This window comes from Vibrio harveyi NBRC 15634 = ATCC 14126 = KCTC 12724 (assembly GCF_001591145.1).
GTDB classification, from domain to species: Bacteria; Pseudomonadota; Gammaproteobacteria; order Enterobacterales; family Vibrionaceae; genus Vibrio; species Vibrio harveyi.
Genome location: NZ_BCUF01000061.1, coordinates 1 through 20,796, shown reverse-complemented (window position 1 = coordinate 20,796; position 20,796 = coordinate 1). Strand labels below are relative to the sequence as shown.

The 20,796-nt window shown below is 43.8% G+C and carries 20 protein-coding genes; 7 read left to right on the top strand and 13 right to left on the bottom strand.

Going from position 1 to position 20,796, the window contains the following annotated elements:
- Positions 1–97: 97 nt before the first annotated feature.
- The 5 genes from VHA02S_RS22085 to pstS all read right to left on the bottom strand — a co-directional run bounded on the left by VHA02S_RS22085 (position 98) and on the right by pstS (position 4,668).
- Positions 98–823, bottom strand: a complete 726-nt coding sequence (locus VHA02S_RS22085; RefSeq protein ID WP_017189572.1) for an SDR family NAD(P)-dependent oxidoreductase — start codon at positions 821–823, stop codon at positions 98–100.
- 139 nt (positions 824–962) lie between these two features.
- Positions 963–1,820, bottom strand: a complete 858-nt coding sequence (pstB, locus tag VHA02S_RS22080) for a phosphate ABC transporter ATP-binding protein PstB (protein WP_026000267.1) — start codon at positions 1,818–1,820, stop codon at positions 963–965.
- Positions 1,817–2,653 (bottom strand): phosphate ABC transporter permease PstA, encoded by an 837-nt coding sequence (pstA, locus tag VHA02S_RS22075; protein WP_038899546.1) that lies wholly within the window; start codon positions 2,651–2,653, stop codon positions 1,817–1,819. Before pstA ends, pstB begins: the two co-directional genes overlap by 4 nt.
- Entirely contained in the window at positions 2,650–3,579 is a 930-nt protein-coding gene (gene pstC / locus VHA02S_RS22070; RefSeq protein WP_009697019.1) for a phosphate ABC transporter permease subunit PstC, read from the bottom strand. Before pstC ends, pstA begins: the two co-directional genes overlap by 4 nt.
- Positions 3,580–3,633: 54 nt before the next feature.
- Positions 3,634–4,668: a phosphate ABC transporter substrate-binding protein PstS gene (pstS, locus tag VHA02S_RS22065; RefSeq protein ID WP_029788215.1), complete on the bottom strand. Its 1,035-nt coding sequence runs from the start codon at positions 4,666–4,668 to the stop codon at positions 3,634–3,636.
- A gap of 378 nt (positions 4,669–5,046) precedes the next feature.
- On the opposite strand from pstS, the gene VHA02S_RS22060 reads away from it, so the two are divergent.
- Positions 5,047–6,441 (top strand): sensor histidine kinase, encoded by a 1,395-nt coding sequence (locus VHA02S_RS22060; RefSeq protein ID WP_009697017.1) that lies wholly within the window; start codon positions 5,047–5,049, stop codon positions 6,439–6,441.
- Positions 6,438–7,067 (top strand): response regulator, encoded by a 630-nt coding sequence (locus VHA02S_RS22055; protein WP_005452815.1) that lies wholly within the window; start codon positions 6,438–6,440, stop codon positions 7,065–7,067. The genes VHA02S_RS22060 and VHA02S_RS22055 overlap by 4 nt, the downstream gene beginning before the upstream one ends.
- Positions 7,068–7,184: 117 nt before the next feature.
- On the opposite strand, the gene VHA02S_RS22050 is transcribed toward VHA02S_RS22055, so the two are convergent.
- From VHA02S_RS22050 to VHA02S_RS22015, 8 genes are all read right to left on the bottom strand, one after another.
- On the bottom strand, positions 7,185–7,742 hold the full coding sequence (locus VHA02S_RS22050; RefSeq protein ID WP_009697016.1) for a sugar O-acetyltransferase: 558 nt from the start codon (positions 7,740–7,742) through the stop codon (positions 7,185–7,187).
- A gap of 121 nt (positions 7,743–7,863) precedes the next feature.
- Positions 7,864–9,204 (bottom strand): HlyD family type I secretion periplasmic adaptor subunit, encoded by a 1,341-nt coding sequence (locus VHA02S_RS22045; RefSeq protein ID WP_005452819.1) that lies wholly within the window; start codon positions 9,202–9,204, stop codon positions 7,864–7,866.
- Positions 9,179–10,897, bottom strand: coding sequence for a type I secretion system permease/ATPase (locus tag VHA02S_RS22040; RefSeq protein ID WP_038899547.1), 1,719 nt, complete (start codon positions 10,895–10,897; stop codon positions 9,179–9,181). The genes VHA02S_RS22045 and VHA02S_RS22040 overlap by 26 nt, the downstream gene beginning before the upstream one ends.
- 59 nt (positions 10,898–10,956) lie before the next feature.
- A complete protein-coding gene (locus tag VHA02S_RS22035; protein WP_005452823.1) occupies positions 10,957–11,538 on the bottom strand; it encodes a calcium-binding protein in 582 nt (193 codons plus the stop codon).
- A 206-nt stretch (positions 11,539–11,744) separates the two neighbouring features.
- The gene (locus VHA02S_RS22030; protein WP_017189577.1) at positions 11,745–12,401 is read right to left on the bottom strand and encodes a LuxR C-terminal-related transcriptional regulator; all 657 of its coding nucleotides are present in this window, start codon (positions 12,399–12,401) and stop codon (positions 11,745–11,747) included.
- A gap of 230 nt (positions 12,402–12,631) precedes the next feature.
- Positions 12,632–13,300: a LuxR C-terminal-related transcriptional regulator gene (locus VHA02S_RS22025; RefSeq protein ID WP_005452827.1), complete on the bottom strand. Its 669-nt coding sequence runs from the start codon at positions 13,298–13,300 to the stop codon at positions 12,632–12,634.
- Positions 13,301–13,477: 177 nt separating this feature from the next.
- The gene (locus tag VHA02S_RS22020; protein WP_005452830.1) at positions 13,478–13,678 is read right to left on the bottom strand and encodes a restriction endonuclease subunit S domain-containing protein; all 201 of its coding nucleotides are present in this window, start codon (positions 13,676–13,678) and stop codon (positions 13,478–13,480) included.
- Between the two features lie 58 nt (positions 13,679–13,736).
- A complete protein-coding gene (locus VHA02S_RS22015) occupies positions 13,737–15,653 on the bottom strand; it encodes a methyl-accepting chemotaxis protein (protein WP_038899548.1) in 1,917 nt (638 codons plus the stop codon).
- Positions 15,654–15,970: 317 nt separating this feature from the next.
- Here VHA02S_RS22015 and VHA02S_RS22010 point away from each other — a divergent pair, with 317 nt between their 5' ends.
- The 5 genes from VHA02S_RS22010 to VHA02S_RS21990 form a co-directional block, all read left to right on the top strand.
- On the top strand, positions 15,971–16,927 hold the full coding sequence (locus VHA02S_RS22010) for an AAA family ATPase (protein WP_005452840.1): 957 nt from the start codon (positions 15,971–15,973) through the stop codon (positions 16,925–16,927).
- Positions 16,928–16,941: 14 nt separating this feature from the next.
- The gene (locus VHA02S_RS22005; RefSeq protein ID WP_005452842.1) at positions 16,942–17,868 is read left to right on the top strand and encodes a DUF58 domain-containing protein; all 927 of its coding nucleotides are present in this window, start codon (positions 16,942–16,944) and stop codon (positions 17,866–17,868) included.
- A 40-nt stretch (positions 17,869–17,908) separates the two neighbouring features.
- Positions 17,909–18,385, top strand: a complete 477-nt coding sequence (locus VHA02S_RS22000) for a DUF4381 domain-containing protein (protein WP_005452844.1) — start codon at positions 17,909–17,911, stop codon at positions 18,383–18,385.
- Positions 18,378–19,382, top strand: a complete 1,005-nt coding sequence (locus tag VHA02S_RS21995; protein ID WP_017818514.1) for a vWA domain-containing protein — start codon at positions 18,378–18,380, stop codon at positions 19,380–19,382. The genes VHA02S_RS22000 and VHA02S_RS21995 overlap by 8 nt, the downstream gene beginning before the upstream one ends.
- On the top strand, positions 19,375–20,796 hold a 1,422-nt coding region (locus tag VHA02S_RS21990), incomplete at its 3' end, for a vWA domain-containing protein (RefSeq protein ID WP_038899549.1). The genes VHA02S_RS21995 and VHA02S_RS21990, both read left to right, overlap by 8 nt.

Below are 20,796 nucleotides of genomic sequence, written 5' to 3'. Positions count from 1 at the left end.
GGGGGGGGGGGGAGAATAAAGAGGAAAGTAAACGACTACCGATAAAATAATAAGAAGTACTCTACTGAAGAGCACTTCTGTACCCAAGAAAGTAAGCTTAATCAATCAAACTGTCTTGATAGATCATTTTCTTACTCATTCCACCATCGACAACCAAGTTGTGTCCATTAATAAAGTCATTCTCTGGATGAGTTAAGAACAAACACGCATTTACAATATCTTTTGCCTTACCTACTCGACCCGATGGATGCTGCTGATGGTCAAAGCTATCTAAATCTTCATACCCTTCAACTTGTATCCAACCAGGGCTTACAGCATTAACGGTAATGGGAGTATCAGACAGAGAAATCGCCATGGATTGAGTCATCGAAACTAAGCCTCCTTTAGATGCACCATACGCATCCCAACCAGCTTCATTTTGATTCCAACGTGTCGAGGCAATGTTGACAATTCTTCCAAAAGATTGAGCACGGTTTAATGCAATAAATCGACGTGAACACGCAAACGCCCCTTTGAGATTGACATCAATGACTCGAGAGAATTCTTCAAAAGTCAGTTGTTCAACTGGTTTGTTAAAGTTAGCGATTGCACCGTTGTTGATCAGAATATCAACCTTACCGTGTGCTCGTTGGATCTCATCAAAAGCGAGCTCAATCTGCGTAGGCTGCCCTAGATCGACGTGATAAAACTCGACGCTCGGATTTTGGTTTACGGCAATATCAAACACAATGACCTTCGCTTGTTGGTCTAAATAAGCCTGCGCGAGATACTTACCAATACCTTGGCTGCCGCCTGTAATAACCACCACTTTGTTTTTGTACATACTGCGTTCTTAATTGTTTGAGATGACATTGTTTGAGATGACCTTAATTCTAGAGTGTCAGGGCATAAAAAAATAGGCACGATCCTCGCGAAACCGTGCCTAAAACGAGCTGACTAATCAGCGCTATTGTTGTTATTCGTTATCCAAAGTCCCCTGAGATATAACGTTTAGTACGGTCGTTGTCTGGGTGATGGAAAATGTTTTCAGTCTTTCCAAATTCTTCGAGCTTTCCTAGATACATAAAACCCGTGTAATCGGAGATGCGCATTGCTTGCTGCATGTTGTGCGTTACGATAACGATGGTGTACTTCTCACGCAGCTCTGTTATCAGAGTTTCAATGGCGGCGGTGGCAATAGGATCCAGCGCGGAAGTCGGCTCATCCATTAAAATAACCTCTGGCTCTAGCGCAATCGTTCGAGCAATACATAAGCGCTGCTGCTGACCACCTGATAAACCATTCGCATCTGCATCTAGCTTATCTTTCACCTCTTCCCACAAGTGCGCACGCTTTAGTGCAGACTCGACACGCTCTCTAACTTCGGCTTTGCTAAATGCACCTTGTATCTTCAATCCAAATGCCATGTTTTCGTATATCGACATGGGAAATGGCGTTGGTTTTTGGAAAACCATGCCCACTTTGGAACGCAGTTCATTGACGTCCGTATTGCTAAAGATGCTCTCACCATCAAGTAAGATTTCGCCTTCAGCGTACTGATGCCCATACAAGTCATATATACGATTTAACGTACGAAGCAGTGTAGACTTACCGCAGCCCGATGGACCAATCAGTGCCGTCACTCGGTTTTTATAGATTGGCATTGATACGGATTTCAACGCTGCATCAGAGCCTTTGTTGTAGTAAAAATTTAAGTTTTGAATGTCCATACGATGAGTCAAACTTGCTGAGACATCGTTGGCGCTAACACTGTGTACCAAAGTATTCATAGTGGATTCATTCATGCTTGCTCTGACTGGATTTAATGTTGCCGTGTTCATGCTCTTCTCGCTTTTAATAATTGCGGCAACGACGTCGCCAGTACGTTAACAATCAAAATAAAACTGGTGATAATCAATGCGCCAGCCCATGCCAGCTCTTGCCATGAGCTGTAAGGGCTCATAGCAAATTGGTATATCGTCACTGGTAAGTTTGCCATCGGTTTGCTCATGTCGGTCGTCATAAAGCTACTGTTTAACGCAGTAAACAAAAGCGGTGCCGTCTCCCCAGAAATACGAGCGATGGATAAAAGAATGGCAGTGATAATCCCCGGAGCTGCGGCGCGGTAACTAAGTTGGGTGATCACTCGCCATTTAGGCGCCCCTACACCGCTTCCCGCTTCTTTCAACGTTGGCGGGACCAAACGTAACATCTCTTCCGTTGAAGCAACGATCACTGGGAGTGCGAGAACGGCTAATGCGATGGCACCTGCCCATCCAGAATAACCGCCTGTCGGTACCACAATCATGGCGTAGACAAACAACCCGACCAAGATAGAGGGAGCACTCATTAACATACCGTTAAGAAAGCGCAGCGATTCAGCCACTGTGTTTTCTTTATCGGCTTCTGCCAACCACGTGCCCGCAAGAACCCCAATCGGTGCGGCAATCAGAATGCCCAAGCCAGTCAGCATTAAGCTCCCCACAATGGCATTTTTTAAGCCACCTTCACTGCCCGGACCAGGCGTTACCTCGGTGAAGATAGCGAAGCTCAAGCCCTTTATTCCTTCACCAATCAAGGTGTATAAGATGCTCGCGAGAACGAAGACACCGAACGCTGCTGACAAAGTGCAAAATGTTAGAAAGCTAAAGTTCTTTAATTTTCTGCTATTCATGATGACTTCCTTAACAAACGACGAGCAAAACCCATCACAAAGAAAGTGATAAGAAACAACACCACTCCCAGACCAATTAACGATGCGATATGGATTGGATCTGTTGCCTCGTTAAATTGCTGAGCAATCGTCGAAGAAATGGAGCTTGCTGGCATAAAGAATGAAAATTCAATACGGCTCGCACCACCAATAACAAAGGCGACAGCCATGGTTTCACCGAGAGCGCGACCGAGACCTAAAATGCCAGCACTCACTGTTGCATTCTTAACTTTAGGGATAAGCACCTTAGTGATGACTTCAAATGGTGTCGCTCCCGTTCCATATGCTGCTTCACGGAGGACATCCGGAATGGATTTCAATGCGTCACGCGTTAAAGAAGTCATGATAGGCAGAATCATAAATGACAAGATGATCCCCGCCGCCAATAAGCCTATCCCAATCGGCGGACCATTAAACCAACCACCTACCAAAGGGATATCGACCAAATGCACACCGGCCCACATTTGGAAACCTTCAGAAAACCAAGGAACGAAGACAAACAGTCCCCACATGCCGTAGATGATACTTGGTACAGCAGCAAGCAGTTCAATGGCTTTACTTACTGGTTGACTCAACCATTTAGGAGCTAACTCAGCAAGGAATACAGCCGTACCTAACGCAATCGGTGCAGCAATAACAATAGCGATGAAAGAAGTAACCAGCGTGCCATAAATTGCTGAGGCAGCGCCAAATTGACCGTTAATGGGATCCCAAATATCTCTAAAAATGAAGCCTGGACCAAATTCCTTAAAGGCTGGCCAACCACCTTCAATAAGAGATAATAAAATACCAATTAAAGTTACAAAAATTAATAAAGCACTAGCAAAACTCAGCTTATTAAAAACCGAATCGCCGTTCACTTTACTTTTAATAGCTAAAGTAGTCATAATATTTTATATAGTAGCCTGATAAATATATTACTTATCAGGCTACTTGATTAATTATTGAATAATCGTGTGACCGTTAGATTTCAAACCCTCTTTCCAAGTCTCATTAACCATGTTAACGACTTTATTTGGCATTGGGATGTAATCCAACTCTTCTGCAAGTTGACCTTGTTTATAGCTCCATTCAAAGAATTTCACGATTTCTTTCGCTTTGTTCGCATCCGCCTGCTCTTTATGCATAAGAATAAACGTCGCTGCTGTCATTGGCCATGAGTTTGCACCCGGTTGGTCGTTTAACAATAAGTGGTAACCCGGAGCATTATCCCAATCAGCATTGGCAGCTGCAGATTGGAAAGTGTCCATGCCTGGGTTTAGAAACTTGCCATCTTTAGATTGCATTTGTGTATAGGCGAGATCATTTTGCTTAGCAAACGCATACTCTACATACCCAATGGCTCCTCGGGTACGGTTAACAAAGTTTGCTACACCGGCATTGCCGTTCCCGCCAATAGTTGTTGCTTTTTTCGGCCATGTAATGTCTTTGCCAACACCAATAGACTTATGCCATTCGGGGCTTACACGGTCGAGGTAGTCCGTAAAATTGTAGGTGGTGCCAGAACCATCTGAACGGTGGACAACATAGATAGGTTGATTAGGTAGGTCGACATCTTTATTGAGTGCGACAATCGCAGGGTCATTCCAGTTTTTGATGTTACCAAGGAAAATATCTGCGAGAACTTTACCTGTTAGTTTCACCTCTCCAGCATCAATACCAGGAATGTTCACTACAGGAACAATAGCCCCCATCACCATTGGAAACTGAATCATGCCCTCTTTGTTCAGCTCCTCGATAGTCAGTGGCGCGTCAGTCGCACCAAAGTCCACTGTGTTTGCTGTAATCTGGCGAATACCACCACCAGAACCAATAGCTTGGTAGTTAATCTGAACACCCGTTTCCTTCTGGTATTGCTCAGCCCATTTCGCATAAATTGGATGAGGGAATGTCGCACCAGCGCCGTTGATCGTTGTTTTAGCAGCAACGCCAAATGATGCTGCAACCAGAACTGAAGACACTAGAGCTGATTTCATAAATTTCACAACATATCTCCGATATAATTTAGTGAGAAATTTGGGCTAATTAAAAACCAATATTTAATTAGCCCTGTTAGTTTTAGTGTTCAAGTAAAACTAGGTATTGAAATAAATAAACAGTCAATCGGTACTAATCAATCGACGCGTTGAGATTAAAAATTTAATATGACAGTTTTATTAAAGAAATAAGTTAAACAGCTCAGTGTGAATAACAATTATCTCCCGCAAATAATTTATGATAAGAAAAATTCACAAACATCATATGAAACCTATATAGATAGGGACGTTTCTAAGGAAATATGTATGCAATGCAAAATAATAAGATTGCAAATTTTAAATATTGATGAAGGGTAAGGAGTCCTTTAGACTCAAATGATGGATATGTTACTCATCTTCAAAATTTACCTCTTCTATGGCTTAGCTTTCTTCGCCATCTTTTTTGCGATTCTGTTTCGAGATCTACGCAAAAGTCGCATTGCTATTGCTTCTGCTCTGCCCATTCTGGCTTTATTTGGTTTCATCCACGGCTTCCATGAATGGTCCGAACTTTACTTGGTGATGTATGAACACGAATTTACCCTGACTAAAGGCATAGAGACTTTCAAAGTATTTAAGCTCTTGTTCTCATTCATTGCTCTCGGGGCTTTCGCTTGGAAGATGCTAGATCTGACCAGTTGGAAGAAGGTCAAGTACATCAAATACGCCGCGATTGCGGTTCTGACTCTATTTATCGTTAGCTTGGTTTACCGCTTCGGCAACAAAGAATACGCCATTTATGTCCATAACACCGCTAACCAAGTACGCTGGATTTTTGGTTTAGGCTCTGGAGTCATCTCTGGCCTAGCCATGATGAGCTACGCCAATATTCTTGAAAAAGAAGGTCATGGCGCTTCACTGCCTTTTAAGCTGACGGGGCTTTCTCTCGTTGCTTATGGCATTGCCGCAGGCGCGCTGACGGTCGATTTAGGACTTTGGGTGCTGATCGTTAGAATGGTGTGTGCGCTCTCTATCTTGTGCACTCTTTGGATTGCCCTCAGGGTATTTGACGATGAAAAGAACAAGCAGCTTGAAAGTCATATCCAACTCTCTCAACAAGACGCTAAATTAAAAGAACTTGGTGAACTGACCTCAGCGGTTGCACATGAAATTAAAACACCACTCTCCAGCGCAACCATGAGCTGCGATTTATTGGAAAAGCAGCTGCCGGATAACGAAGCAACTCATCGACAACTGGCCCGAATTCGGCAGGGTCTTGAGCGCGCCGCAGAGATCAGCCACGAAGTACTTAACTACGCTCACCATAAGCCAATACGACGTGAGGTGGTTTCGCTCAAAGAGGTTGTGGAACATGCTTTGTCTCTCAATCAATACCGCTTAGAAGGCTTTATTGTCAGTACATCACTAGACGACAAATTGAGTGTGCGAGGCGATGCGGGTCAGTTAGAAGAAGTGGTAACAAACCTCATCGGCAACGCTATCGATGCAAGCCAAGAACATAAACAGATTTATATCGAAACTTATCAAGACAAACTCGTAGCAACACTCTCAATTTCGGATTGGGGAACAGGGATGCCACAAGACAAAATCGCCAAAGCAAAGACGCCGTTCTACACCACAAAACCTCGGGGAGAAGGTACGGGAATGGGACTGGCTATCAGTAATCAAATTATCTTACAACACGGTGGCGAGCTAAACTTGAGGAACTCGAAGAAGAGTGATCAGGTAACAGGCTTAACAGTTGAAATCCGCTTACCAAGGAACATTGAATGACATTAAAACTCTTACTTGCAGAAGACGATGTAGAATTGAGAGAGGTCCTCGTTGAGGCATTAACCTTGGAATCGTTTGAAGTCATCGCATGTGATAATGCAGAGGATGCGTTAGATATTGCTAGCGAGCAACATTTTGACTTAGCGCTATTCGACGTGGTGATGACTGGGATGACAGGTATTGAAGCTCTCTCCACTTTAAGACGTCAACATCCCAACATTGGTATTATCATCACAACGGCATTTGCTACTGTTGACGTTGCTGTCGACGCCATGAAAAAAGGGGCAGATGAGTTTCTCACTAAGCCTTTTAACCTCGCTGCACTATCGGTCACCTTAAAGCGCGTCCATGCTGAACGCTCACCAAAATCCCCTCTTGATGAAAGAAAGCATGACCAAATCTTTAGTGCGTTATCCAATCCAATTCGCCGCTCGGTAATCAAGCAACTTAAAATCCATCGTAAAATGAAGTTTATGGATCTATGTCGAGTGGTGGGTATTGAGGATCACACCAAGTTTAATTTCCACTTAAAACAGTTGGTCAATAGTGGTTTGGTGATCAAGGAAGACGGTCGTATTTATTCACTGACCGAACAAGGTCAACAAGTACATTCTAGTATGCTTTAGACCTCGATTGTCTATTTGAACTCAGAATGAGAACCCCAAAAAAGCCGACTCTGAGTCGGCTTTTTGTTTATTTGTACTTTTTGTCTATTTGCGCTTTTTAGTTTATTTACTTCGCCTTTACTGCTCAATAGAACGAATTACTTTGCATGGGTTACCAGCGGCTACAACATTCGCTGGGACATCCTTCGTCACGACACTACCCGCCCCAATAACAGAATTCTCACCGATAGTGACACCAGGGCAAACAATCACACCGCCCCCCAGCCATACATTGTCACCAATCGTAATTGGCGTGCCAAATTCAACGCCTTCTTCCACGCGTCCTCTGACATCGAGAGGGTGACCCGCAGTGTAAATTTGCACGTTAGGAGCAAACAAAACATTGTCCCCAATGTGGACTTCCGCGACATCTAACACCACGCAATTGAAGTTGGCATAGAAGTTTTTACCCACTTTAATGTTTGAGCCGTAGTCGCACCGAAATGGCGGTTCAAGGTACGCCCCTTCAGAATCAGGGATCAATTCATCAATCGCACTTCGCCATTCATCCGTATCAGGAATGCTGTTGTTAATCTTTTGCAGAACCTTTCGGCATTCAATTCGCGCTTGGTAGAGCTCTTGGTCCCAAGCATCGTATGGCTCGCCTGCCAGCATTTTTTCTTTTTCTGTTCTCATCGTTCATCTCACCAAAATAAAAGCGCATCAAAGCACATCACAACGTCGCAAAATGTGACTGGCGTAGTGGATTATTTATTTGTGTAAACACTGTGATGAGATTTCAAACAGAAGCTATCCATCAATCTTCTCGGAATGCGCGATTCATACTCTCCGTTAATGGTTTAACCAAATAACTTAGGGGGGTTCTCGGTTCAGACAGAATCAACACTTCTGCATTCATACCAGATGTCAGCCTATGCTTCGCAACATCGTCTTGAGACAGCGCAATACGAGCGAGATAAAAGTCATCTTGATTCTGCTCAGATAATTTATCAGCAGAGACGGTTAATACTGTGCCATCTAGCGGTGCAAGTGTTCTTGCATTTAAAGCCGTTAAACGCACTTGAGCATGTTGCCCTGGACTGATCAAATCAATATCTTGAGGGCTTACTCGAGCTTCCACCAACAACTTATCGTCTTGAGGAACCAATTCCAATAAGGTTTCACCAGAGCCGATAACACCTTGCTCGGTAAATACTTGCATATTGACCACTCTGCCAGAGATTGGTGCAACAATGGCAGTACGCGCAACGACGTCTTTCGCCGAACGGTACTCCTCACGAATTGAAACGATCTCTTTCTTAGTGTTACGCAACTCTTCTACGATTTCATTGAGCCGTTCAAGTTTTAGCTCTTCAACTTTAGCTTGGTTCTCATCCAAACGCTTGCTGACGGTGAGAGACTGGCGATCAAGCTGACTTAAGGTGCTTCGTACTTCTGCAGCAAGGCGCTTTAGCTGTAATAAAGCTGACTTACCTGAAAACCCTTTCTGTACCAAAGCTTGATTGCTCGCAATTTCCTCTTCGATAAATTTGAGGCGCTCCCTCTCAATTACTTTGGTTTCCTTAAGGTTATCCAATTCCAAACTCGCGCCGGAAACACTCTGCGCAATGATGTTTAACTTGCTGTTAAAAAAGCGTTTTCTTGCCTCAAAAATCTTGTTTTGAACAGACTTTGCTTCGGCAACAATCTCACTGTTCACGAACATTGTTAGATCTTGCGACCAAACAATCTCTGGAAGCTCATCCAACTCTGCATTGAGACGATTTTCTTTTGCGATAGTGTGGATGTACTGACCGCCAACAGAGTCCAGCTTAGCGTTAGCTTGACGCTGCGAGAGCTGAATAAGTAATTGCCCTTTTTCAACCAAGTCGCCTTCTTGAACGTAGAGCTTTTCAATAATGCCCCCCTCTAGATGTTGGATCTCTTGTCGTTTGCTCAATACAGAAAGATCACCATAAGCGATAGCTGCACTCTCAAGCTTAGACGTCGCCGCCCAATAACCAAGCCCACCTAAAAATAGCGATAGTGTAAGTACGCCAAGCAAAATGGGACCTTTTAAACGAAGCTCCGAAGATGGCATAAAGCGCACCACCTTTTCAGCAGCTAATTCGTTAACGGTTGGCAGTTGATTGCTCATTTCGCACCCTCGGTATATCTGTTCTCTCTTCACCCATTAAACGCTTAAGAACTTCATCTCTCGCTCCATACAGCTTCACGCGCCCCTCAGCCAAGTAGAGCAATCGGTCCATTTGCCTTAACGTGCTTGGGTTATGGGCAATCACAATCACGGTAGAACCTTGGGATTTAAGGTGAGCAATCAAGCGTTGGTACGCCGCTTCCCCCTCTCCGTCTAAGTTTGCGTTTGCTTCATCAAATACAACGACCGAAGGATCACCATAAACGGCTCTGGCTAAAGCAATTCGTTGGCGTTCTCCACCCGATAAACCTCGTCCATTTTCACCAACCATGAAATCATAGCCTTTGTTTTTCTTTAGTATGAGCTCATGACAACCAGCTAGCTGAGCGGCTTGAATCACTTTAGCGGGGTCTTCGTCTTTGAAACGCGCAATATTTTCCCGAATAGTCCCAGGAAACAATTCCACTTCTTGTGCTAAGTAACCGAAATGTGCTCCCCGATCTTCAGAAGCCCATGTAGAGACTTCCATGCCATCTAACGTCACTTTGCCCGCAAGAGGCTTGATATTACCAAGGAGCAATCTAGCAAAGGTCGATTTACCAGTGCCTGAAGGACCAATTACGCCAACAGACACGCCGGGAGGGATAGACAGCGTAATAGCAGACAAAACTGGCTCCGTTGCACCAGGGTGGCGATAGGCTAAACCTGTCAATTCGAAGTGCCCCTTAGGTCGAGGCAAAGGCATATTAGACTCATCGTGTTTGACAATCTTGTCTATTTCAAACAGACGGCTGTAAGCGTTTTTTGCCGACATTGCACTGCGCCAAGTGCCGATCGCTTGCTCCATCGGTGATAGTGCTCGACTCATTAAAATTGAGCTCGCAATCATCGCGCCTGCAGTGATCTCATGCTGGATTACCAACCATGCGCCGCCACCTAACAAACAAATTTGTAATGAGCCTCGAACAAACTTGGAGAAATTAGCAAGGTAGATCGATTTACCTGCCACACGCTGCTCCAACTGGTTGGATTCATTCACTCTAGAATACCAACGCTCTAAAAAGGCATTCATCATGCCCATCGCAATGATTGAGTTTGAGTTTTGAGTCGCGACTTCTGCTTGATTGATATGGGAAATCGAACGAACTTCACTCTCTTGTAAGGTTTTGCGTGTCACAAGCTCATTAATTAACCCCAAACTAAACAGCACAATAGAGCCACCTAGGGCTATGTGACCCAACATAGGGTGCAGCAGATAAACGAATAAAATGAAAACGGGGGTCCAAGGAGCATCAAGTAAAGGGTATGGCGCTTGGCTACTTAAAAAGCTTTTGATGTTTTGAATGTCTCTCAGCACTTGAGAGGTGTAGCTTTTACCCGTGTGGGCTTGGTATTGAATACTGCGTTTAAGCATAAATACCGACAGTTTTGAATCTATCCAATAACCGAAGGATTTACTCATTTGAGCGCGAGCAATATCGATAAACGACATGGTTAGTAGCGCTGCAAGTACGATAACCGTTAATAAGAAAAGCGTATCAATGGAATAGGAAGAGATTACACGATTGTACACCTGCAACATGTACAAAGGGATTGAAAGTACTAATAAATTTATAAATAAACTAAAGCCAATCAGCAAACCTGTGAGCGTGCACAGTTTCTGTTTAACTTCTTTGAAAACCGTATTTTGCACGATTACATCCACATATGTTGATACGTGGGCGCTAGTAATCTAGCGCCCAATAGAATGACTTAGATAATGAATAAGTCGCTTCCGTATGACTCGATATCTTCTTGCGTGACGCCAATTAGTTTCACAGTTAAGTCTGCACCGTCCGTGAACACTGCGCTGCCGTTCGCATCGTAAGTAAACGTCAGGTCTTCATATGATGTTACTGAATCACTGACGATATGAAGTGAATCTTCACCAATAGTGAAATCAACGACCTTCGCCTCACCATGACCACCAAACTTATCTGTGAAGATAAACTTATCTGCGCCAGTACCACCGATCAGCACATTGTCACCTGAACCAGATAGAAGCGTATCGTCACCGACACCACCGTTAAGCTTGTTGTCACCTAATAGCCCTAGCAATTTGTCATTACCTGTACCTCCGCCCAAGTAATCATTGCCTTCACCAGCCTTCAAAATATCATCTCCGGCACCGCCAATAAGACGATCGTCTCCCGCGCCACCTACGACGTAGTCATTGCCGCCGCCCGCAACAAAGGAGTCATTGCCACCAAATCCAACAAAGATGTCGTTGCCGCCATCAAAGTCAGTTTTATGGTTGTCACCTGAATCACCGTTGTGCGTATGATTTATACTCATTATTGTTCCCTCTTGGCTTTATTTTTGAATAGACCTTTTCACGTCTGGACTACGACTCAATTTCAGACATAAAAAGTCTAATAAATAACCTCAAAGGAGCGAGTTTGAATATGGGATGAGATTTAAAGCTGACTCAATTATCAAAAAAATATTAACTCATACTTTCTTCAATATTCTTTATCCAATACAAAGAGTTACTAGTAGTACTAAAGATTTCTTTTTGCCCAACTTGTTGCTTGGGTTCGATTCTTTACTTCAATTTTTCTAAAAATGTTATAAAGATGAGATTTAATTGTATGTTCACTGATAAATAAAGAATCGGCAATTTCCATATTTGAGCCACCTTCTTTCAAAATCTGTAGCACTTGTATTTCTCGTCGGGTTAACTCCACTTCTATAGCTGGCTCAATAATTCGATTCACTTCCTTATCTTTGTAATAAGTAAGTAACTGTTCTAACAGTCGACGTGATAACCAGTTTTCGCCTTTTATAATTGCCTCTAAGCCCTGACATAACTTGTTCATAGAATCATTGGGACCAAAAATCCCTTTCACGAAAGGCCACGCAGCCAACTCTTCTATTTGAAGCTCATGCCCAAGGTTAAGCATTATTGTTCCTAGTACTTTTTCATTATTTTTTAAATAATCTAAAGTTTCAGAAGGAGTATCTATAGAAAAGTCAACAAGTAGAAAATACTTCTCTGGAATAAGTTCGTGGTAACTAGGATTCTTGTTATCAATAATCGTAATCTTGGTTTCGGTATTCTTAGAAAGCATCTCCTTGAAGTTTTCACTCTGTAAACTTTGCTGAGTGATCATTAGGATTTCAGGCTTATCCTTATTGTTTTCCATAATGTTTCTCATACTTTCACTAACGTTTCATTCTAAATTTAATAATTATTAATCAGCACTTGGTCTCATATCTAAGTGCTAGTCGCTAGAGTATGTTTATTTCCTACTTTTTTGAATTGCAATTTCGTTAAAATCATAAACAAAAAAAGTGTTTCTCATAAAAGAAACACTTTTTACATATCAAATATCAATATAAGATCTGACTCGCAAACTAAGGCTAGAAAGGGGAATCCCTATAAGTTTTATACGGCAATCGATAAACCTGAAATGTTTTCTTTAGCCCAAATTAATGCTTGCACTCTGTTTTTTACATCAATCTTCTTGAAAATATTGTGGAGGTGAGTCTTAACAGTATTTTCGCTCACAAATAGTTGCTCTGCGATCTGTTGATTCGAAGCCCCCATAGAAAGGAAGGTGATGATTTGTTGCTCTCTTTTGGTCAAAATTGCGGACACGCTCTTATTAACTGGTCTGCTATGTCTGCGCAGATGGGTGATGTATTGCTGAGAAAACTTACGGCTAAACCACATGTCACCCTGTAATACTTTGCCAATTCCAGCCTGTAATGTGCTGATATCGTCCGATGTGTAGAAGATACCCGCGAGTGTCTGCCATACAAATAGCTCTTCCGTTGAAATCGATTTGTCACAATTTAACAGAACTTCAATGGCATCTTTTAGCTCTGCTTTTTTAAACTCCATGTAACGAGAGAAGACTTCATCAGTCATAACACTATAATCGAGTAATATAGCGGAGACTGCTTCCAATGGAATTGTGTGCTTGGTGAGCTTTTCAGGGGCTATCAGAAAGACATTAATACCGAGTTTGGTTTCAAGAACATCTCTCAACAATGAAGACTGCAAGCTATCCTCAGTAATTAAAATTACGTTCCTTATATCTTTGTGCTCCATCTCGTTTGCAGTCCTTAATCATTTTGATTGAAATAAGCAATAGATTTAGGTACAGCGGGAGTATTGTCAAGTATGAAAAAAAGTAGTAACAAGGATTAATCTGTTGATTAATAAATAGATTAATAGGGTGAGTTAAATGGCGGGTATTAAAAAAGGGAGTATAAAACTCCCTCTTTATTAGTGAACTGGCACTGAATTTTTCTGATTGAACTTACCAAAGTATTGCTCAAGAACCTCTGGTGTCAGCTTTCCTTCAGCTTCTAGCTTCTTCAGTTCCGCTACGATTTCTTGTTGTTCTTCAAGAGATGGTAGCTTCACTTCAGGCTCGTCACCGGCTTCTTGTGAGATCAGTTCTAGTTCTTTTTCGAAATCATTCATAGTACTTACCTAAATATCGAGTCGTTAAACTTGTAAACTAGGTCTATTCTATCCAACTCTAGAGCTTGAAGCTACCAACCATCTTATCCAAGCGAGATGACAGTTCTTGTAGATCTCGACTTGCGCCAGCCAACTCTTCTGCCGTCGCAGTGGTCATTTCATTGATAGCGTTAATTTCTTCAATGTTCTGGTTGATGGTATGTACAACGGTTGATTGCTCTTCTGTTGCCGTCGCGACTTGCGTATTTCGATCTGAAATATCGGCGATACGCTCAGAGATATTCATCAGAACATCCACGGCTTCATCTGTTGATGCCACACCTTCAAACGTTACCGCTTTACCTGCTTCCATTGCTGTCACAGCATCTTGAGCATCACTTTGAAGTTGGTTAATCATCTTCTGGATCTCTTCAGTAGAATCAGCAGTTCGTGACGCAAGATTACGCACTTCATCCGCTACCACAGCAAAGCCTCGACCTTGCTCACCCGCACGCGCAGCTTCGATCGCAGCGTTAAGCGCAAGTAAGTTGGTTTGCTCAGAGATATCACGAATCACATCCAAAATTGAGCCAATGTCTTTGGTCGTTGTCGCAAGTTGAGTGACCACCATGCTTGTGGTTTCCACATCACCAGCAAGGCGACTGATCACTTCTTTTGCTTGCGTTACGACTTGACGGCCTGTTTGGGTGTTATCAGACGCTTGGTTTGCCGTATCTGCCGCTGTTGCCGCATTAGATGCGATCTCACTGATCGTCGCACCCATTTGGTTGATCGCTGTTACTACCTGAATAGTTTGGTCGCGTTGCTCTTGGCTATTATCGTGCGTAGATGTTGCCTTACTTGAAACACTGTCTGCTGCTTGGCTTAGCGCACCACTGGTTAGCGATACTTCTTTCATGGTAGCGTGGATCTTCTCAATAAAGCCGTTAAAGCCTTTTGATAGCTGAGCGATTTCATCGTTACCTTTGATTTCAATACGCTGAGCAAGATCACCCTCACCTTCACCGAGGTCAGTGAAGCGGTCAGCGATTTGACGAATTGGGTTAGTAATGCTGTTGGCAAGTAGAACACCCATCGCAATGAAGATCAGCGCCACGATTGCTGTTGTGAACAACATTTTCTCTGCGGTTGCATCCAGATCAGCAAACACTTCATTCACAGGAACCACACCAACAACAAACCAGTCCATTGACGGCACGTATAGGCTCGACACAAACATGTCTTGCCCTTCGAACTCAGTCGTAACTAGATTAAAGTGACCTTTATTTAGCAATTGAGATGCTGCGCCGCCGAACAATTGATTAATAGATGTTTTGTTCTTACCTTGTTGGCGATGGATTTGGATGTCACCTTTACTATCTGTTAGGAACACATAACCCGTTTTCTCAATTTTAAATCCATTAAGTAGCGATACCATGTCATCCATCGACTTAGACAGACCAGACATCGAAATACCGTTTACGTCTTGGTAGTTGGCAAACATTTTCACGTCGCCATTCGCTTCTTGGAATACGCTAACTGACGTATCTTGACCAGAAGAAGTGAACCCAAAGAACCATGCGTCTTGTGAGTGATTAAGTTGACGCAGGAAACCATTTTGGTTCCAGTAGTAAGCCGTTTGTCGGTTCGCAACAGAAGCGTCGTTCAACTGATATTGGGATTTAACATTGTTAAGCTGTTGAACAAGTTGTGCTTCTACTGATGGGTTACGGTCTGTCGTTGATAGGGCTTCAACGACAAATTCATTAGTAGCAAGTTGTTTTGCCGCTTGTTGCATCTGTACAACTTCGCGGTCAATTTCAGTATTAATTTGCTGCAACATAGCAGGCAGCTCAATGTCGATTAAGCGGTGACTTAGCACCTCACGTGCATGGCGCTGAGCCATCACACCGACAATAATTGTAGAAGCAAGAACGGCAAAAGTAATACCGATGACAACCTTCTGTTTGATACTCAGGGAATTAAGTTTCAACATATCTGGACCTTTAAAAGAATCACTTATTATCTGCATTCTGAACAGAGTAAAACTAGGTGCATATAAGCTTGGTATGCACGGCATGAAATCTATATCGACCTCCCCCTACAAAACTAGAGAAAATTCTCACAAAATTATGCAAATGTGATGTAACAGACTGTCGAGTAAGGTAATTCACGCTTTTCAATGGCTTGCAATCACTTTACTCGTCCCAATATTGAAAAGATAAATTACGCGGACGTACTGGAACTTTTCCCCTTGAGAAAGTGACCAATACTCAAAACAAGAATCATATGGATACCCAGAGAGTCCAAAAAATGCACAAAACAAACTTCGAAACTCTTCAAAGCTACTTAGAGTCTCAGATCATTGGTCAGCATGATCTCGTTAAACAGCTTCTTATTGCTCTACTTGCCGATGGGCACATCTTGGTTGAAGGTCCTCCAGGATTGGCTAAGACCCGTGCGGTTAAGTCTCTGTCGGATTGTGTAGAAGGTGATTTCCACCGAATTCAGTTCACACCTGACTTACTGCCAGCAGACTTGACGGGCACCGATATCTTCCGTCCAGAAACAGGCGAGTTTACCTTCCAGTCTGGTCCAATTTTCAACTCATTGATCCTTGCCGATGAGATCAACCGTGCACCGGCTAAAGTGCAAGCTGCGATGCTTGAAGCAATGGCTGAGAAGCAAGTGACAGCGGGAAGAAACACCTACGCCCTACCAGAGCTATTTTTGGTCATGGCGACACAAAACCCGATTGAACAAGAAGGTACTTACCCACTTCCAGAAGCGCAGCTCGACCGCTTCTTGTTGCACCTTGATGTAGATTACCCAGATGCAGAGCATGAACTGGCGATCTTGCGCATCAACCGTGGGGAGGCAAAAGGTGAAGCAACGGTTGAGCGTCCAAGCTTAAGTCAAGAAGACATCTTCACTGCGCGTAAAGAAGTACTCAATATCCATATGGCAGATGCGATTGAGCAATACATCGTTCGTCTTGTTATGGCAACTCGACAGCCAAGTGACTACGACTCAGAATTAGCGAAATGGTTGTCTATGGGGGTGAGCCCACGCGCGACAATCGCCCTTGACCGTTGTGCTCGCGCTCATGCATGGCTAGCAGGTCGTGACTTCGTCTCACCAGAAGATGTTCAAGCCATGGCCTACCCTGTGCTACGCCACCGTCTTCTACTTAGCTACCACGCTCAAGCAGAAGGCATTACAGCGAACCAGGTTATCGACAAACTTCTTAGCCTTGTAGGTAGCGCATAACGTAGGTAGGTGACATGTCTGCATCATATACATTGCCACCTCATGCGAATGGGGTGACATTGACCCTAGAAGAGCTGCTTCAATATCGCACTCAATCGGTTCGTTGGTTGCCACCAGCCCAGAGTATTTGGTCACAAATGAGCGGTAATCATACCAGCCGTCAAAAAGGTCGTGGTATGGACTTTATGGAAGTGCGCCAATACCAAGCGGGTGATGATATCCGCAGCATCGATTGGCGAGTTACTGCTCGAACGGGAAAAGCGCACACCAAGTTGTTTGCTGAAGACAAAGAACAAGCGGTGATTTTGTACATCGACTTGAGTCCTAGTATGCACTTCGGATCGCAATACGTGTTGAAATCGGTTCAACTGGCGCACTTCGCTAGCGTCTTGATTTGGCTAACATTAGCCAAGAAAGACCGCATTGGTGCGGTGATTGATGATGGTTCCCAGTGCATTGAGTTCCGCCCTTCCTCTTTACAAAAGCAAGGGCTGAGAATTCTTGACGCGATAGTGAATACTCACAATCAATTACTTACAAATCAACAAGCTGCCAGCACACGCACGTTGCCATACATGAGTGCAATTGAAACGCTGCACAACCTCACTCCGAAAGGCAGTGAACTGATTCTGCTGAGTGATTTTGCTCAAGTTGAAGAGAAAGAGTTGGTTCAACTACGTCGGTTAAAACAACACAACAGTGTTCGTGCAGTGCAGTTTTATGATCCTCTAGAGCGAGGCGAAACTGACTTTAGAGGACAAGCAAAAGCGTCTGATGGACACCGTAGTCAATGGTTTAACTTCGGCTCAAAGGGACAACGTAAGGAATTAGAGTCTCACTTTGTCAAACATCAGCAAGCAATCAAACAACAATGTCATTCCATGGCAATTCCGTTTAATAGCCTATCGAGCGGGTTACCGCTGGTTCAGCAATTAAGCTAATAACAGCAACAACATACAAATCATTCAAGCAGTAGTAATAATGACAACGAATAACCAAAGCCTAAACCTTGAACCTTTGATCCTACCTAATGCACCTGATTGGTTCCCACTCGCTTGGGGATGGTGGGCTGTTTTGGGCGGTGTAATTCTTTCCATCTTAATTGTCGCATTGTACTTAAGGTGGCGTTCAAAGCGTCTTGTTGCAAAGAAGACCGCATTGAAACTGTTAACCAACCCAATAACACCACATACGCCTTCTTCTGCATTAGAGGTTCTTCGTCAAGCAGCTTTGAGTTACTTCCCTCGTGAAGACATCGCGCCATTAACAGGCTCTGCTTGGTACGAGTTTCTTGATAGTTACACCAAAGAAACTCGATTCGTCGACAAACAACAACAGTGGCAAGCGGCGCTGTATCAAAAATCTGGTCAAGAGCAACATCAGGATTTGATTGATGATTGCACTTTCTGGATTTCGACCGCATTGCCACCAAAGAAAAAGGCAAAAACTCGTGACTGAGGCAACTCTCGTTTCGAGCCTTTCTCAGTGGATGAACATTGAGTTTGTCTGGTGGTGGGCACTGCTATTACTGCCCCTACCTTGGCTAATTTTTAAGTTCTTCCCTGAAGAGACTCAGCAAGCTGAAATTAAACTGGCGTATTTGCCAGATAATCAGCACAACAGTAAACCAAAGCAACTGGTACAAAAAGCCCTGTCTGTTGGAGTATGGGCTCTATTGGTCATCGCCTGTGCTCGCCCCGTTTGGTATGGCGATCCGGTCGACTTCCAACCCAAGTACCGCGATATGATGTTAGTGGTCGACTTATCTGGCTCAATGCAGAAAGAAGACATGAACTACAATGGCGAATACATCGACCGCCTAACCGCAGTCAAAAAAGTCTTATCCGACTTCGTAGCAAAGCGCCAAGGTGATCGTTTAGGTGTGGTTTTATTCGGTGACCACGCTTATCTGCAAACGCCTTTGACCGCAGATCGCAAAACCGTGATGCAACAAATCAACCAAACCGTAATTGGTTTGGTGGGCAATAGCACCGCGATTGGTGATGGTATCGGTCTAGGAACAAAAACCTTTGTCGATAGTGATGCGCCACAACGTGTCATGATCTTGCTTAGTGACGGGAGCAACACATCGGGAGTTCTCGATCCTATCGAAGCGGCTAAGATTGCCAAAAAATACAATGCCACTATTTACACCGTTGGCGTAGGTGCTGGCGAAATGATGGTGAAAGACTTCTTCATGACGCGCAAAGTAAATACGGCTTCAGATCTTGATGAGCAGACACTTACAAAGATCGCAGAAATGACAGGTGGTCAGTACTTCCGAGCGCGTGATGCTAAAGAACTTGAAAAGATCTACGACACCATTAACCAACTAGAACCAGTCTCTAGTGAAACCCAAACCTGGCGTCCTCAGTCGGAATGGTTCCCTTATCCACTAGGCGCAGCACTTGCACTTTCCGTGTTCTTGTTTGTAGTAAGGAGAAAACATGGCTGAGTTTACTTTCTTACACCCATATTGGTTGCTAGGCTTGCTCGTCGTTCCTATCGCGCTTGCCCTTAATAGTCAGTACAGAACGAAAAAGTCATCAATAATTGCTCCTCATTTAGCAAAGATGCTTGGTCATTCAGTTAAAACCAAACATTACTTTGCAGTATGGGGAGTGGCTTGGGCAGTAGCATGTATCGCCTTGGCAGGTCCTAGTTGGCAAACCAACACTCGCCCAAGCTTTGAGTTGAGCCAAAATCGAGTGCTAGTTCTGGACATGTCACGCTCTATGTACGCAACGGACGTGAAGCCAAATCGACTGTCACAAACACGCTATAAAGCACTGGATTTACTGCCGAAATGGAAAGAAGGCTCCACTGGTTTGGTCGCCTACGCTGGTGACGCTTATACACTTAGTCCACTCACGACAGACTCCAGCACACTTGCAGGTATTATCGAAAACTTGTCTCCTGAGTTAATGCCCTACCAAGGCTCTAACTTACCATCAGCAATTGAAACAGCAGTGAACCAGTTCACTCAAGCAGGCGTGAGTCAAGGTGATATCGTTCTATTAGCGGACGACTTAGATGACACTGAGCTTTCTCGCTCATTGGCATTGCTTAACGGCAAAAACATCCGTGTGTCAGTACTCGCTATCGGCACAGCAACAGGTGCGCCTATTGCCTTGCCTGACGGTTCATTAATGAAGAACCGACAAGGTAATACTGTGGTAGCCAAAACAAACCTAAAAAACTTGCAAAAGCTAGCAAAGGAAACCGGCGGACTGTTTGTGCCAATTCAGCACAATAACCGTGATGTTGAGAACATCGCAGCCTTTACCAACAACGCTAGCCACAGCCTAGGTGCGAAACAAAGTGACGATGTCAAAACCGATTCTCGCTTGAATGGTGGTTTCTGGTTGCTACCTTTGTTGCTTTTTCCTGCCGCTCTGCTCTTTCGACGCGGCATGATTTGGGTACTCATCGCAACAGTATTGCCAATGACTTGGACGCCGAAAGCAGAAGCTAATGCCTTCCTAAACCAAAATCAGAAAGGTGAGCAACTCTACCAGCAAGGTGAGTTTGAGAAAGCGCAAAGTACCTTTACCGATCCAAATTGGAAAGGCGCGGCAAGTTATCAAGCGGGCGACTATGAAAGCGCTATTGAAGCATTCTCAAATAACCCAAGTTTGAATGGGCGTTATAACCTTGCGAACGCACTTGCCCAAAACGGGCAATTGGAAGATGCAGAAAAACTCTACGAACAGTTAATCAAAGAAAAACCTGACTTTGATGCTGCGAAAAAGAACCTGTCGGTTGTAGAGGAGAAACTGAAACAGCAACAGCAACAGCAACAGCAACAGCAACAGCAACAGCAACAGCAACAGCAACAGCAACAGCAACAGCAACAGCAACAGCAACAG

Coding starts and splice junctions, on each gene's coding strand:
- VHA02S_RS22010 (WP_005452840.1), top strand. CDS start 15,971: ATGCACAAAACAAACTTCGAAACTCTTCAAAGCTACTTAGAGTCTCAG.
- pstC (WP_009697019.1), bottom strand. CDS start 3,579: ATGACTACTTTAGCTATTAAAAGTAAAGTGAACGGCGATTCGGTTTTT.
- VHA02S_RS22000 (WP_005452844.1), top strand. CDS start 17,909: ATGACAACGAATAACCAAAGCCTAAACCTTGAACCTTTGATCCTACCT.
- VHA02S_RS22035 (WP_005452823.1), bottom strand. CDS start 11,538: ATGAGTATAAATCATACGCACAACGGTGATTCAGGTGACAACCATAAA.
- VHA02S_RS22030 (WP_017189577.1), bottom strand. CDS start 12,401: ATGAGAAACATTATGGAAAACAATAAGGATAAGCCTGAAATCCTAATG.
- VHA02S_RS22085 (WP_017189572.1), bottom strand. CDS start 823: ATGTACAAAAACAAAGTGGTGGTTATTACAGGCGGCAGCCAAGGTATT.
- pstS (WP_029788215.1), bottom strand. CDS start 4,668: ATGAAATCAGCTCTAGTGTCTTCAGTTCTGGTTGCAGCATCATTTGGC.
- VHA02S_RS22025 (WP_005452827.1), bottom strand. CDS start 13,300: ATGGAGCACAAAGATATAAGGAACGTAATTTTAATTACTGAGGATAGC.
- VHA02S_RS22060 (WP_009697017.1), top strand. CDS start 5,047: ATGGATATGTTACTCATCTTCAAAATTTACCTCTTCTATGGCTTAGCT.
- VHA02S_RS22005 (WP_005452842.1), top strand. CDS start 16,942: ATGTCTGCATCATATACATTGCCACCTCATGCGAATGGGGTGACATTG.
- VHA02S_RS22050 (WP_009697016.1), bottom strand. CDS start 7,742: ATGAGAACAGAAAAAGAAAAAATGCTGGCAGGCGAGCCATACGATGCT.
- VHA02S_RS22045 (WP_005452819.1), bottom strand. CDS start 9,204: ATGAGCAATCAACTGCCAACCGTTAACGAATTAGCTGCTGAAAAGGTG.
- pstB (WP_026000267.1), bottom strand. CDS start 1,820: ATGAACACGGCAACATTAAATCCAGTCAGAGCAAGCATGAATGAATCC.
- VHA02S_RS22020 (WP_005452830.1), bottom strand. CDS start 13,678: ATGAATGATTTCGAAAAAGAACTAGAACTGATCTCACAAGAAGCCGGT.
- VHA02S_RS22055 (WP_005452815.1), top strand. CDS start 6,438: ATGACATTAAAACTCTTACTTGCAGAAGACGATGTAGAATTGAGAGAG.
- pstA (WP_038899546.1), bottom strand. CDS start 2,653: ATGAATAGCAGAAAATTAAAGAACTTTAGCTTTCTAACATTTTGCACT.
- VHA02S_RS22015 (WP_038899548.1), bottom strand. CDS start 15,653: ATGTTGAAACTTAATTCCCTGAGTATCAAACAGAAGGTTGTCATCGGT.